General features: G+C 31.6%; 12 protein-coding genes and 2 pseudogenes. All 14 read left to right on the forward strand.

Annotation, left to right across the window (positions count from 1 at the left end; genetic code table 11):
- Positions 1–348 precede the first annotated feature (348 nt).
- The 14 genes and pseudogenes from IDG66_RS09450 (at position 349) to brnQ3 (ending at position 15,794) form a co-directional block, all read left to right on the forward strand.
- A complete protein-coding gene (locus IDG66_RS09450; protein ID WP_000620194.1) occupies positions 349–858 on the forward strand; it encodes a GNAT family N-acetyltransferase in 510 nt (169 codons plus the stop codon).
- Between the two features lie 11 nt (positions 859–869).
- The gene (locus IDG66_RS09455) at positions 870–1,940 is read left to right on the forward strand and encodes an undecaprenyldiphospho-muramoylpentapeptide beta-N-acetylglucosaminyltransferase (protein WP_000160904.1); all 1,071 of its coding nucleotides are present in this window, start codon (positions 870–872) and stop codon (positions 1,938–1,940) included.
- 16 nt (positions 1,941–1,956) lie between these two features.
- Positions 1,957–2,571 (forward strand): phosphatase PAP2 family protein, encoded by a 615-nt coding sequence (locus IDG66_RS09460; protein WP_000084773.1) that lies wholly within the window; start codon positions 1,957–1,959, stop codon positions 2,569–2,571.
- 116 nt (positions 2,572–2,687) lie between these two features.
- Positions 2,688–2,887, forward strand: a pseudogene (locus tag IDG66_RS09465) (hypothetical protein).
- Between the two features lie 76 nt (positions 2,888–2,963).
- Positions 2,964–3,078: pseudogene (locus IDG66_RS09470) on the forward strand (hypothetical protein).
- Positions 3,079–3,357: 279 nt separating this feature from the next.
- Positions 3,358–4,017 carry a response regulator transcription factor ArlR gene (gene arlR, locus IDG66_RS09475; RefSeq protein WP_000192137.1) on the forward strand — a complete coding sequence of 220 codons (660 nt, stop codon included), beginning with the start codon at positions 3,358–3,360 and terminating at the stop codon, positions 4,015–4,017.
- Positions 4,014–5,369, forward strand: coding sequence for a sensor histidine kinase ArlS (gene arlS / locus IDG66_RS09480; RefSeq protein WP_000166801.1), 1,356 nt, complete (start codon positions 4,014–4,016; stop codon positions 5,367–5,369). The genes arlR and arlS overlap by 4 nt, the downstream gene beginning before the upstream one ends.
- Positions 5,370–5,652: 283 nt before the next feature.
- Positions 5,653–8,451: a 2-oxoglutarate dehydrogenase E1 component gene (locus IDG66_RS09485; protein ID WP_000180666.1), complete on the forward strand. Its 2,799-nt coding sequence runs from the start codon at positions 5,653–5,655 to the stop codon at positions 8,449–8,451.
- A 13-nt stretch (positions 8,452–8,464) separates the two neighbouring features.
- Positions 8,465–9,733, forward strand: a complete 1,269-nt coding sequence (gene sucB, locus IDG66_RS09490) for a dihydrolipoyllysine-residue succinyltransferase (RefSeq protein ID WP_001115440.1) — start codon at positions 8,465–8,467, stop codon at positions 9,731–9,733.
- A gap of 579 nt (positions 9,734–10,312) precedes the next feature.
- Complete coding sequence (locus tag IDG66_RS09495) at positions 10,313–11,122, forward strand: VOC family protein (RefSeq protein WP_000334518.1); 810 nt, start codon at positions 10,313–10,315, stop codon at positions 11,120–11,122.
- 28 nt (positions 11,123–11,150) lie between these two features.
- Positions 11,151–11,354 (forward strand): DUF6501 family protein, encoded by a 204-nt coding sequence (locus IDG66_RS09500; RefSeq protein WP_000902175.1) that lies wholly within the window; start codon positions 11,151–11,153, stop codon positions 11,352–11,354.
- 180 nt (positions 11,355–11,534) lie between these two features.
- A complete protein-coding gene (locus IDG66_RS09505; protein ID WP_001185421.1) occupies positions 11,535–12,326 on the forward strand; it encodes an ATP-binding protein in 792 nt (263 codons plus the stop codon).
- A 13-nt stretch (positions 12,327–12,339) separates the two neighbouring features.
- A complete protein-coding gene (locus IDG66_RS09510; protein WP_001283672.1) occupies positions 12,340–14,226 on the forward strand; it encodes a nitric oxide reductase activation protein NorD in 1,887 nt (628 codons plus the stop codon).
- Between the two features lie 224 nt (positions 14,227–14,450).
- The gene (gene brnQ3 / locus IDG66_RS09515; protein ID WP_001039275.1) at positions 14,451–15,794 is read left to right on the forward strand and encodes a branched-chain amino acid-like transporter carrier protein BrnQ3; all 1,344 of its coding nucleotides are present in this window, start codon (positions 14,451–14,453) and stop codon (positions 15,792–15,794) included.
- Positions 15,795–15,837 lie beyond the last annotated feature (43 nt).

A 15,837-nucleotide genomic window follows, 5' to 3' on the forward strand; every position in this document is an offset into this window, starting at 1 on the left:
TTTTTTAGGGATGTATGTCCCAGCCTCGGCGTGTTTATTTTTATTGACGTCTAACTCTAAAAGATATAAATTAGACATTTATAAATGATGTAAATAACGCAATTTCTATCATTGCTGTTAATAATTCATGGTTTAATATACTATGAGCATAAACTTTTTAAATAGTATTATTCACTAGTTTTAACAATCAATTAATTGGTATATGATACTTTTATTGGTTATTTTTATCCCATAGTGTGATAATTACTATTTTTCATTCATAATAAAGGTTTAAAGCATGTTAATAGTGTGTAAGATTAACATGTACTGAAAAACATGTTTAACATAACGATATAAGGAGTGACGTACATGATCCGTCTAGGTAAAATGTCAGATTTAGATCAAATCTTAAATCTAGTAGAAGAAGCAAAAGAATTAATGAAAGAACACGACAACGAGCAATGGGACGATCAGTACCCTCTTTTAGAACATTTTGAAGAAGATATTGCTAAAGATTATTTGTACGTATTAGAGGAAAATGACAAAATTTATGGCTTTATTGTTGTCGACCAAGACCAAGCAGAATGGTATGATGACATTGACTGGCCAGTAAATAGAGAAGGCGCCTTTGTTATTCATCGATTAACTGGTTCGAAAGAATATAAAGGAGCTGCTACAGAATTATTCAATTATGTTATTGATGTAGTTAAAGCACGTGGTGCAGAAGTTATTTTAACGGACACCTTTGCGTTAAACAAACCTGCACAAGGTTTATTTGCGAAATTTGGATTTCATAAGGTCGGTGAACAATTAATGGAATATCCGCCATATGATAAAGGTGAACCATTTTATGCATATTATAAAAATTTAAAAGAATAGAGGTAATATTAATGACGAAAATCGCATTTACCGGAGGGGGAACAGTTGGACACGTATCAGTAAATTTAAGTTTAATTCCAACTGCATTATCACAAGGTTATGAAGCGCTTTATATTGGTTCTAAAAATGGTATTGAAAGAGAAATGATTGAATCACAACTACCAGAAATTAAGTATTATCCTATTTCGAGTGGTAAATTAAGAAGATATATTTCTTTAGAAAATGCCAAAGACGTATTTAAAGTATTGAAAGGTATTCTTGATGCTCGTAAAGTTTTGAAAAAAGAAAAACCTGATCTATTATTTTCAAAAGGTGGATTTGTATCTGTGCCTGTTGTTATTGCAGCCAAATCATTAAATATACCAACTATTATTCATGAATCTGACTTAACACCAGGATTAGCGAATAAGATAGCACTTAAATTTGCCAAGAAAATATATACAACATTTGAAGAAACGCTAAACTACTTACCTAAAGAGAAAGCTGATTTTATTGGAGCAACAATTCGAGAAGATTTAAAAAATGGTAATGCACATAATGGTTATCAATTAACAGGCTTTAATGAAAATAAAAAAGTTTTACTCGTTATGGGTGGAAGCTTAGGAAGTAAAAAATTAAATAGCATTATTCGCGAAAACTTAGATGCATTATTACAACAATATCAAGTGATACATTTAACTGGTAAAGGATTAAAAGATGCTCAAGTTAAAAAATCAGGATATATACAATATGAATTTGTTAAAGAGGATTTAACAGATTTATTAGCAATTACGGACACAGTAATAAGTAGAGCAGGATCAAATGCGATTTATGAGTTCTTAACATTACGTATACCAATGTTATTAGTACCATTAGGTTTAGATCAATCCCGAGGCGACCAAATTGACAATGCAAATCATTTTGCTGATAAAGGTTATGCTAAAGCGATTGATGAAGAACAATTAACAGCACAAATTTTATTACAAGAACTAAATGAAATGGAACAGGAAAGAACTCGAATTATCAATAATATGAAATCGTATGAACAAAGTTATACGAAAGAAGCTTTATTTGATAAGATGATTAAAGATGCATTGAATTAATGGGGGGTAATGCTTTATGAGTCAATGGAAACGTATCTCTTTGCTCATCGTTTTTACATTGGTTTTTGGAATTATCGCGTTTTTCCACGAATCAAGACTAGGGAAATGGATTGATAATGAAGTTTATGAATTTATATATTCATCAGAGAGCTTCATAACGACATCTATCATGCTTGGGGCTACTAAAGTAGGTGAAGTCTGGGCAATGTTATGTATTTCATTACTTCTTGTGGCATATCTCATGTTAAAGCGCCACAAAATTGAAGCATTATTTTTTGCATTAACAATGGCATTATCTGGAATTTTGAATCCAGCATTAAAAAATATATTCGATAGAGAAAGACCTACATTGCTGCGTTTAATTGATATAACAGGATTTAGTTTTCCTAGCGGTCATGCTATGGGATCAACTGCATATTTTGGAAGTGGTATCTATCTATTAAATCGATTAAATCAAGGTAATTCAAAAGGTATTCTTATAGGGTTATGTGCAGCTATGATTTTATTGATTTCCATATCACGTGTATATCTAGGTGTACATTATCCAACAGATATTATTGCCGGCATTATTGGTGGCGTATTTTGCATTATTTTATCAACGTTATTACTTAGAAATAAATTAATAAATTAAATAGTAAAAAAACAAAAGCAGTAAACCTAAAGTGTCGTAAGGGTTTACTGCTTTTATAAAACGTTGTTATAACGTATATTGTCTTTTACGGGCATATAAAAGGGGAATATTTGAAAATGACCAATCCAACAAGAACGAAACGTTGTGGGGGGATGTTCTATGTGGTATTGATAATCATTTTCAACTACTATTATACATTAGTGAGAATCATTGTCAATTAGAAATTAAAACTTTTTTTGAATATTTTTTAAGAATAGTAAATAAAACGCATGATTACGCTATTTTAGAAAATAAAAAAATTTGTATTTCTCATTAGAATTAGAATATTTAAAAGTTATGAGGTTTAAAAATTATATTGTTTACATACTCCTTTTGAATTTATACATTATGAAATGTTACTTCCAAGTTCAAAATCGCACATTGAAATGATGTGTGAAAATGTTTAAACTACGGTCATTTTGTGAAAATAAAGATAATAACTATTCATTTTACATTAGTGAAAAGTAAGTATACGACAACAATTGATATTGCGGTAAGGCCTTGTGTTACAGTATTCTATATTTAAGTACTGCAATCAGAATTAACAGAATTCCATTAACTGATTATTAAATATTTGAGTTAATAAATAATTAATGATTGTAGCTTGAAAAATTTAAAACATGGTTATTGATTTGTGATAAAATTTAAACGTAAACAAACTAATTTAAAAAGCAACTATTGTATAGAAAAATACAAAATTTAAAATATATTACCTTATTAGAAAAAGTCGTAATATGAGGTGTACAAATGACGCAAATTTTAATAGTAGAAGATGAACAAAACTTAGCAAGATTTCTTGAATTGGAACTCACACATGAAAATTACAATGTGGACACAGAGTATGATGGACAAGACGGTTTAGATAAAGCGCTTAGCCATTACTATGATTTAATCATATTAGATTTAATGTTGCCGTCAATTAATGGCTTAGAAATTTGTCGCAAAATTAGACAACAACAATCTACACCTATCATTATAATTACAGCGAAAAGTGATACGTATGACAAAGTTGCTGGGCTTGATTACGGTGCAGACGATTATATAGTTAAGCCATTTGATATTGAAGAACTTTTAGCAAGAATACGTGCGATTTTACGTCGTCAGCCACAAAAAGATATTATCGATGTCAATGGTATTACAATTGATAAGAATGCTTTTAAAGTGACGGTAAATGGCGCAGAAATTGAATTAACAAAAACAGAGTATGATTTACTATATCTTCTTGCTGAAAATAAAAACCATGTTATGCAACGGGAACAAATTTTAAATCATGTATGGGGTTATAATAGTGAAGTAGAAACAAATGTCGTAGATGTTTATATAAGATATTTACGAAACAAATTAAAACCATACGATCGTGACAAAATGATTGAAACAGTTCGTGGCGTTGGGTATGTGATACGATGACAAAACGTAAATTGCGCAATAACTGGATTATTGTTACCACGATGATTACGTTTGTCACGATATTTTTGTTTTGTTTAATTATTATTTTTTTCTTGAAAGATACACTGCATAATAGTGAGCTTGATGATGCAGAACGAAGCTCAAGCGATATTAATAATTTATTTCATTCTAAGCCTGTTAAAGATATATCTGCATTAGACTTGAATGCATCTTTAGGTAATTTTCAAGAGATAATTATTTATGATGAGCATAATAATAAATTATTTGAGACATCGAATGATAACACAGTGAGAGTTGAACCAGGTTATGAACACCGTTATTTTGACCGCGTAATAAAAAAACGCTATAAAGGCATTGAATATTTAATTATTAAAGAACCAATTACAACGCAAGATTTCAAAGGGTATAGCTTGTTAATTCATTCACTAGAAAATTATGATAACATCGTAAAATCATTGTATATCATTGCGCTGGCATTTGGAGTGATTGCAACAATTATAACTGCCACAATCAGTTATGTATTTTCAACACAAATTACTAAACCGCTTGTCAGTTTATCAAATAAAATGATTGAGATTCGACGAGATGGTTTTCAAAATAAATTGCAATTAAATACAAATTATGAAGAAATAGATAATTTAGCAAATACGTTTAATGAGATGATGAGCCAAATTGAAGAATCATTTAATCAACAAAGACAATTTGTTGAAGATGCGTCACATGAATTACGAACACCATTACAAATTATTCAAGGTCATTTAAATTTGATTCAGCGATGGGGAAAAAAAGACCCAGCAGTATTAGAAGAATCGTTAAATATTTCTATTGAAGAAATGAATCGTATCATAAAATTAGTCGAAGAATTACTTGAATTGACTAAAGGAGATGTAAATGACATTTCTTCTGAAGCACAGACCGTGCATATTAATGATGAAATTCGCTCGCGAATACACTCATTAAAACAATTGCATCCTGATTATCAATTTGATACGGATCTGACATCTAAAAATCTAGAAATTAAAATGAAACCTCATCAATTCGAACAATTATTTTTAATCTTTATTGATAATGCAATCAAATATGATGTGAAGAATAAGAAAATTAAAGTTAAGACAAGGTTAAAAAATAAGCAAAAAATAATTGAAATTACAGATCATGGAATTGGTATTCCAGAGGAAGATCAAGATTTCATTTTTGATCGCTTTTATCGAGTGGATAAATCTCGTTCAAGAAGTCAAGGCGGTAATGGACTCGGATTATCTATTGCTCAAAAAATCATTCAATTAAACGGAGGATCGATTAAAATTAAAAGTGAAATTAACAAAGGAACAACGTTTAAAATCATATTTTAATCATGACTGAGACGTCAATCAAAGTCATAGGATCAATTTTTTAAGTACACATTAGCTGTGACTAATGTATAAGAACAACTATAAAACAAATAAACAGTGGTTCTTTATCATTTCTGTTGTACTCCCAAAATTTACAATAAAATACATCTATAAACCTAGAAGAATCAACGCTTTTGTTGATTCTTCTTTTTAGCAGATAAATAGGTAAATCTACTTTAACAAATAACTAAATAGTGATATTATTACATTGTAAGCGTTTCAACATTTTTGTGGAGGGTGTAAAATGACTAACGAAAGAAAAGAAGTTTCAGAGGCTCCTGTAAACTTCGGTGCGAATTTAGGTCTAATGTTAGATCTATATGATGACTTTTTACAAGATCCATCATCTGTACCAGAAGATTTACAAGTCTTATTCAGCACAATTAAGAATGATGACTCAATTGTACCAGCTTTAAAAAGTACAAGTAGTCAAAATAGCGACGGCACAATTAAGCGTGTCATGCGTTTAATTGATAATATTCGCCAATACGGGCATCTTAAAGCCGATATTTATCCTGTAAATCCTCCAAAAAGGAAACATGTACCTAAATTAGAGATTGAAGACTTTGATTTAGATCAACAGACTTTGGAAGGTATATCAGCAGGAATTGTTTCAGATCACTTTGCCGACATTTATGATAATGCTTATGAAGCAATTTTAAGAATGGAAAAACGTTACAAAGGACCAATTGCATTTGAGTATACACATATTAATAACAATACCGAACGTGGTTGGTTAAAAAGAAGAATTGAAACGCCATATAAAGTAACGTTAAATAATAACGAAAAAAGGGCACTATTCAAACAATTAGCGTATGTTGAAGGGTTTGAAAAATATCTTCATAAAAACTTCGTTGGTGCAAAGCGTTTTTCAATTGAAGGGGTAGACGCACTTGTACCGATGTTACAACGTACTATTACGATTGCTGCGAAAGAAGGTATTAAAAATATACAAATAGGCATGGCTCACCGTGGACGTTTAAACGTTTTAACGCATGTCTTAGAAAAACCGTACGAAATGATGATTTCAGAATTTATGCATACAGATCCAATGAAATTCTTACCTGAAGATGGTAGCTTGCAGTTAACTGCTGGATGGACTGGTGATGTGAAATATCACCTTGGTGGCATTAAAACTACTGATTCATACGGTACAATGCAGCGTATTGCACTGGCTAACAATCCAAGTCACTTGGAAATTGTTGCACCTGTTGTTGAGGGGCGTACGAGAGCAGCACAAGATGATACACAACGAGCTGGGGCTCCGACGACTGATCATCATAAAGCAATGCCAATTATTATACATGGCGATGCTGCTTATCCTGGTCAAGGAATTAACTTCGAAACAATGAACTTAGGAAACTTGAAAGGCTATTCTACGGGTGGTTCATTGCATATTATTACTAACAATAGAATTGGATTTACTACAGAACCAATTGATGCACGTTCAACAACTTATTCTACAGATGTGGCCAAAGGTTATGATGTGCCAATATTCCATGTCAATGCAGATGACGTTGAAGCTACTATTGAAGCAATTGATATTGCAATGGAATTTAGAAAAGAGTTTCATAAAGACGTCGTTATTGATTTAGTAGGTTATCGTCGTTTCGGACATAACGAAATGGATGAACCATCAATTACTAATCCAGTTCCTTATCAGAATATTCGCAAACATGACTCTGTTGAATATGTGTTTGGTAAAAAGCTTGTTAATGAAGGTGTCATTTCAGAAGATGAAATGCATTCATTTATAGAACAAGTCCAAAAGGAACTAAGACAAGCTCATGATAAAATTAATAAAGCTGATAAAATGGATAATCCAGATATGGAAAAGCCTGCAGATCTTGCATTACCGTTACAAGCAGACGAACAATCATTTACTTTTGATCACTTGAAAGAAATAAATGATGCATTGTTAACATATCCGGATGGCTTTAACATTTTGAAAAAGTTAAACAAAGTTCTTGAGAAGCGTCATGAGCCGTTTAATAAAGAAGATGGTTTAGTTGATTGGGCACAAGCAGAACAACTTGCATTTGCGACAATTTTACAAGATGGTACACCGATTCGCTTAACTGGTCAAGATAGTGAACGTGGTACATTCAGTCATAGGCATGCCGTGTTACATGATGAGCAAACAGGTGAAACATATACACCTTTACATCATGTTCCTGATCAAAAAGCGACATTTGATATACACAATTCTCCGCTTTCAGAAGCAGCAGTAGTTGGTTTTGAATACGGCTATAATGTGGAAAACAAAAAAAGCTTCAATATTTGGGAAGCACAATATGGTGATTTTGCAAATATGTCACAAATGATTTTTGACAACTTCTTATTCAGTTCTCGCTCAAAATGGGGAGAACGTTCAGGATTAACATTATTCTTACCTCATGCATATGAGGGTCAAGGGCCTGAACATTCATCAGCAAGATTAGAGCGATTTTTACAATTAGCTGCTGAAAATAATTGCACAGTTGTCAACTTATCTAGTTCAAGTAATTATTTCCACTTATTGCGTGCACAAGCAGCTAGTTTAGATTCTGAACAAATGCGACCATTGGTTGTTATGTCACCAAAAAGCTTACTGAGAAATAAAACAGTTGCAAAACCAATTGATGAATTTACTTCTGGTGGATTTGAGCCAATTTTGACAGAATCATATCAAGCGGATAAGGTTACAAAAGTTATTTTGGCAACTGGTAAAATGTTCATTGATTTAAAAGAAGCATTAGCTAAAAATCCAGACGAATCAGTATTACTCGTTGCGATTGAAAGATTGTATCCATTCCCAGAGGAAGAGATTGAAGCATTACTAGCACAATTGCCAAACCTTGAAGAAGTGTCATGGGTACAAGAAGAACCTAAAAATCAAGGTGCCTGGTTATATGTCTATCCATATGTTAAAGTGCTAGTTGCAGATAAATATGATTTAAGTTATCATGGCAGAATTCAAAGGGCTGCTCCAGCTGAAGGCGATGGAGAAATTCATAAACTTGTTCAAAATAAAATTATAGAAAATGCATTAAAAAATAACTAGGGGGAAATAAGTCATGCCAGAGGTTAAAGTTCCAGAATTAGCAGAATCTATTACAGAAGGTACCATTGCAGAATGGTTGAAAAACGTAGGGGATAGCGTAGAAAAAGGTGAAGCTATTCTTGAATTAGAAACTGATAAAGTTAATGTCGAAGTTGTATCTGAAGAAGCAGGTGTATTATCTGAACAACTTGCAAGTGAAGGCGACACTGTAGAAGTTGGACAAGCAATTGCTATCATCGGCGAAGGTAGTGGCAATGCTTCTAAAGAAAATAGTAACGACAATACTCCACAACAAAATGAAGAAACAAATAATAAAAAAGAAGAAACAACAAATAATTCGGTAGATAAAGCTGAAGTAAATCAAGCAAATGATGACAATCAGCAACGTATTAATGCTACGCCTTCTGCGCGTCGATATGCTCGTGAAAATGGTGTGAATCTTGCTGAAGTAAGTCCGAAAACAAATGATGTGGTTCGTAAAGAAGATATTGATAAGAAACAACAGGCACCGGCATCAACACAAACAACACAACAAGCATCTGCAAAAGAAGAGAAAAAATACAATCAATATCCTACAAAACCAGTGATTCGTGAAAAAATGTCACGTAGAAAGAAAACAGCTGCCAAAAAATTATTAGAGGTATCTAATAATACAGCTATGTTAACAACATTTAACGAAGTTGACATGACAAATGTTATGGAATTGCGTAAACGTAAGAAAGAACAATTTATGAAAGATCATGATGGTACTAAATTAGGATTTATGTCATTCTTTACTAAAGCTTCTGTAGCAGCTTTGAAAAAGTATCCAGAAGTTAATGCAGAAATCGACGGCGACGACATGATTACGAAACAATATTATGATATTGGTGTAGCTGTTTCTACAGATGATGGATTATTAGTACCATTTGTAAGAGATTGTGATAAAAAGAATTTTGCAGAAATCGAAGCAGAAATTGCTAATTTAGCAGTTAAAGCACGAGAGAAAAAACTTGGCTTAGATGATATGGTTAATGGTTCATTTACGATTACAAATGGCGGTATTTTTGGATCAATGATGAGTACGCCAATTATCAATGGTAATCAAGCTGCAATCTTAGGCATGCATTCAATTATTACAAGACCAATTGCGATTGATCAAGATACAATCGAAAATCGTCCAATGATGTATATTGCATTAAGCTATGATCATAGAATTATTGACGGTAAAGAAGCAGTTGGATTCTTAAAAACAATTAAAGAATTAATTGAAAACCCAGAAGACTTATTATTAGAATCTTAATCCACAACACAAAATAGTTTACTATTCCTAAAAGCGGGATTAAATCAATAACAAACAGCAGTAAGATTATTTCCTAGTCGAAATATCTTACTGCTGTACTTTATTTTTATAATGATTCGTATTAAAATGTGGGTTTAAATTTGATTACTTAAAAAATATATCATTTCTATTGAAATAGACTCACAATAGAAATATAGGTAGAATAGCGTGTTACAATATGCTAATGAAATCATTTTAGATAATAACAAGCGATGAAATTTATGAATTCTATAAGCGCCTTTAGTTAATTTAAAATCATCTGAACAAGATGTAAATTCACTTTATGAACACGACATATATATGTTTTTTATGTACTACAAAAAACGAAATATTCAATTGCTAGATACAGATACTCATTAATGACAGACTCAATAGCAACCATAACAATATTATGTTACCTATTTAAATGAAATAGTTCTTTTAAAGAAATACATTTTTCACATATTAATCTATAATCAAAATCAACTGACCGATATTCTATAATTTATGATTAAAATAAGTTATAATATAATAGTAAAGATAAAGATAGAGGTGGCTATAATGTGTGGACTTAGAAGTATAACATTAGGTACAACAAATATAGAACAGACAAAACATTTCATGGTTGACATATTAGGATTAAATTATGAAGAACTTCTTGAAAACTCAATTCGTTTCGGCGATGCAGATATAAGCCCAGGAACAAGACTTCAATTTATACAAGTTCCAAGTGAGCAATTAGAAGAATCTCACTTTGTGGGTATTGGATTACGTACACCAACTGACTCAGGTTTAGAGGAGTATGCGGAAATATTATCGAATAAGGATATTCCATTTACAACAGTTAAAGAATTAAATGGCAATAAATATTTCAGTCTCGAAGATAACAATGGTCATATTTTCTCAATATATTCAAACGAGAATAATTATGGCGTTGGTTTAGGTATGCCTTCTTTTGAGAGTGCGGTCAATCCGTTACATCAAGTGCAAGGTTTAGGACCAGTGATTCTTAAAGTGAATCATGTAGATATTACAGGTCAAATTTTAACAAATATATTCGGACTTGAAGTATTTGCAGAATACCAACCCTTCGACAATGCTGACTATCATGTCCAAGTATTCAAAGTTGGAACGGGTGGTCTAGGTGGCGAAATACATTTAATGCCTGTAGAAACCGAAATGACAATGCCGGAATATGGCGCAGTCGATCAAGTTGAGTTTGAAACGAAAGATGCAGATTTCTTTAATCAAGCGAAATCGCGCTTAGATGAAGTGGAAATACCATATCAAACGCTTGAGCAAGATGATATTGAATCAATTAGAATTACTGAAAACAGTGGATTATCGTTTATATTCACTTTACAAAAATAATTTTTTTACGATAGCGAGGACAAAATTTATGTTACATGAAACTTGGAAAGAACGTACACCAATCAAGAAAGTAGAAGTCATTAATACAGATGCAAAGAAATTTACAGTTTCTGACATGTTAACGGTTGGCAAACAATATGATGTTATCAACGAAACTGAAGAATATTATCAAATAATAGATAATTCTGGATTAGTTGGCGGTTACTATAAAACATATTTCAAAGAAGTTTAAACGCATAATTATTGAAATGAAGCCTAATATGAGATTTTCAATTAGTAAATTTGGTAAAATATAAACAATTCGCATACTAAGCATTGCGTTTTATATCAGAATAGAATAGTAAACTAAGGCATTTGGAGAACTTATTCCATGTCTTAGTTTTTTAATTTATTTAAAGGAGAACGTTTTAAAATGGCACTAAAACATTATAAGAATTCAGATTCAACAGTTTTCAATGATGCGAAGGCATTATTTGATTTAAATAAAAATATTTTACTTAAAGGTCCAACAGGTTCAGGGAAAACAAAGTTGGCAGAAACATTAAGTGAAGTTGTTGATACACCCATGCATCAAGTCAATTGTTCTGTTGATTTAGATACAGAAAGCTTATTAGGCTTTAAAACAATTAAAACAAATGCGGAAGGTCAACAAGAAATTGTCTTTGTAGATGGTCCAGTTATTAAAGCTATGAAAGAGGGGCATATTTTATATATTGATGAAATAAATATGGCTAAACCTGAAACATTGCCTGTATTAAATGGGGTCTTAGATTATCGTCGTCAAATTACGAATCCATACACTGGTGAAGTAATCAAAGCTGTACCAGGATTTAACGTTATAGCAGCGATAAATGAAGGTTATGTTGGTACTTTGCCAATGAATGAAGCACTAAAAAATCGCTTTGTTGTTATTCACGTTGATTATATTGATGGGGACATTTTAAAAAATGTGATTAAAGAGCAAAGTTTATTACAAGATGATAAACAAATCGAACAAATTATTAAGTTTAATGAAGATTTACGTACTATGTCTAAGCAGGGACAAATTTCTGAAGAAGCCGCTAGTATCCGTGCATTATTAGACTTGTGTGATTTAATCACTGTAATGCCAGTTGAACGTGCAATTAAACGTACAATTATTGATAAATTGGAAGATGAACGTGAACAACAAGCAATATATAATGCTGTAGAACTAAACTTTTAAAGAGGGATAAAACATGAGTGATCGTTTCATAAAATTTAATGACGAACAGTTAGATGCCAAGCAAGTAATGATGTTGCAAGACTTAGCTCGACTCTTATTAAAAAATGAACAAACACAAGTTAAAATCCAAAAATTCCCTTACTATAATCCTGTTCAAAATGTTTTGATTACGAGTTGGTTTTGGTCACATCGACCAAGCCATATCGAAATGGCTGGTTTAAAAACAGATGTTATGTTAGCTGCTTACGGTTATCATATGATGGATGTACAAATTGTAAATGAAGTAGTACAAGATAAAACTTTTAAACACCCTAAATTTTATCAACAACTTTTTAAATTATTAGAAGATATGCGCGTATTAAATTCTATTAAAGTTGAGCGCCCAAGTACTGCTAAATTAATTGATCTTCGCTTAGATACACGTATATCATATACGGAATCTCAAATTAAAGTGTATCGTACTAAAACACAATATACAGATTTATTATTTTTGTATTTAGAACATGCATTTTTAAGCCAAGATTTCTTTGATATACCATCTATACATTCAGATTTAGATGATATTGTAGTTAATATGTTCTTATATTTACCTAATTTTTTCCAAAATCAAAATTCTGAAGATAATATGTATCTGGCTCAAAGAATTATGTATCAAGTAGATGATATTTTAAAAGAAGATATGCTAAACGAATATTATTACTTACCTAAAACACTATATAATACATTAGCTAGTCCAGAGTTTGATGATTTAAAGAGAACTGATGCAAGTCAAGTCGATGGGCAAGATGATACTTCAGAAGATGATGATAACGAAAGTGAAAAAGCTGACTCTAAATCTGCAGATAGTGAGTCAAAAGGTGGCGCCTATTTAGAAATGGAACTTCACGAAGGACAAAATAGTGAAACATTGGGTAATGATGAAGCACGTGAAGGCGATGCTACAGATGATATGACTGATATGATGACCAAAAAGGGCAAAGGTTCAAACGATACGCTAAATCGTGAAGAAGGCGATGCTGTTGGTCAAAGCCAAGCATTTCAACTTGATGGTGTGAACAAAAATGTAGAAATAAAATGGCAAATTCCTGAAATTGAGCCACAATATGTTTTAGAATATCAAGAATCGAAACAAGACGTACAATATGAAATCAAAGACTTAATTCAAATTATAAAGAAAACGATTGAACGAGAACAACGAGATGCACGTTTTAATTTAACAAAAGGACGATTACAAAAGGATTTAATTAATTGGTTTATCGACGATCAATATAAATTGTTTTACAAAAAACAAGATTTAAGTAAATCATTTGATGCGACGTTTACATTGTTAATTGATGCGTCAGCAAGTATGCATGATAAAATGGCTGAAACGAAGAAAGGTGTAGTGTTATTCCACGAGACGTTAAAAGCATTGAACATTAAACATGAAATTTTATCATTCAGTGAGGATGCCTTTGATTCAGACGATCATGCACAACCAAATATCATTAATGAAATTATTAACTATGATTACTCAACCTTTGAAAAAGATGGCCCACGTATTATGGCACTTGAACCTCAAGATGATAATCGTGATGGTGTTGCTATTAGAGTTGCAAGTGAACGATTAATGCGTCGAAATCAACATCAACGATTTTTAATCGTATTTTCAGACGGCGAACCGTCTGCATTTAATTATAGTCAAGATGGTATTATTGATACGTATGAAGCTGTAGAAATGTCACGTAAATTTGGTATTGAAGTATTTAATGTATTTTTGAGTCAAGATCCAATAACTGAAGATGTTGAACAAACAATTCATAATATTTATGGTCAATATGCTATTTTCGTTGAAGGTGTTGCGCATTTACCTGGACATCTCTCTCCATTATTAAAAAAATTACTACTTAAATCTTTATAAATAAGTTTAAAATATGAGTTTATATGAAACTGTGAATAAAAGTCATCAGTTACTATTTAAAAAGTAAATTTGAAGAATTTTATTTTCTGGCATAATTTGATTTAAACAACACATGTGTTTTGTTTCTGCTATGTACAACACATTCCATATAGACTCTTTATTATTTTTTGTGCTAAAATATTTACTTGTAAATTATTTCGTGTTTTAAAAAAAGGAGTAACTCTATGAATAAAAATACATGGGTCATTGGGTTTACGCTCTTCGCTATGTTTTTTGGCGCAGGCAATCTAATTTTTCCTCCTAATCTCGGATTGGATAGTGGTCAATTTTTCTGGCCCGCCATTTTAGCGTTTGTTCTAACTGGGATTGGTTTACCATTATTAGGTGTGATTGTAGGTGCACTTGATAAAGAAGGATATATTGGCGCATTAAATAAAATTTCACCTAAATTTTCAATATTGTTCTTAATCATCATTTATTTGACTATAGGACCACTTTTCGCAATACCTAGAACTGCATCTACATCTTTTGAAATGACAATTACACCAATTATACATAGCAATAGTAGTATCGCTTTATTTATATTTACGATTATCTACTTCATAGTCGTTTTGTATATTTGTTTAAATCCATCTAAGTTAATCGATCGTATTGGTTCATTATTAACACCATTATTATTGATTACTATTTTAGCGATGATTATTAAAGGATACTTAGACTTTAGCGGTAATAGTGCTGGAAAGGGCAATGAAGCACTATATCATTCTAATTTTTCAAGTTTTGCTGAAGGCTTTACACAAGGCTATTTAACAATGGATGCCATTGCAGCAATTGCTTTTTCAATGATTGTTGTTAATGCAGTAAAACTAACAGGCATTACTAAAACAAATCAAATATTCAAACAAACTTTGACTGCTGGTTTAATTGCAGCCGTAGCTTTAATTTTCATATATATTTCATTAGGTTATATTGGTAATCATATGCCAGTAAGTGACATGACGTTAGATCAATTGAAATCCAAAGATCGAAACATTGGGACATATTTATTAACGACAATGGCTTCAACAGGATTTGGTTCATTCGGAAAATATTTATTGGGCATCATTGTGGCTCTGGCATGTCTAACTACAGCATGCGGGCTTATTGTTGCAGTTTCTGAATATTTCCATAGAATCGTACCTAAAGTATCATACAAAGCATTTGTATTAGTTTTCATTTTAATGAGTTTTATTATTGCTAACCAAGGTTTAAATGCTGTTATCTCAATGTCAATTCCGGTATTAAGCATTGTATACCCAGTAGCAATAACTGTTGTATTATTAATTTTAATTGCCAAATTCATACCGACAAAACGCATTTCACAACAAATTCCAGTTATTATCGTATTTATATTGTCGATTTTCAGTGTTATTAGTAAGTTAGGTTGGCTGAAAATTAACTTTATAGAATCATTGCCTCTAAGAGCGTATTCTTTAGAGTGGTTCCCAGTAGCAATTATTGCAACGATATTAGGCTATCTAGTCGGCATATTTGTAAAACAAGATCCAATTAAATATCAACAGGAATAACGAATAATATAAAAGAGGTTGGGACATAAATCCCTAAAAAAAC

This window comes from Staphylococcus sp. EG-SA-18 (assembly GCF_017151825.1).
GTDB classification, from domain to species: Bacteria; Bacillota; Bacilli; order Staphylococcales; family Staphylococcaceae; genus Staphylococcus; species Staphylococcus aureus.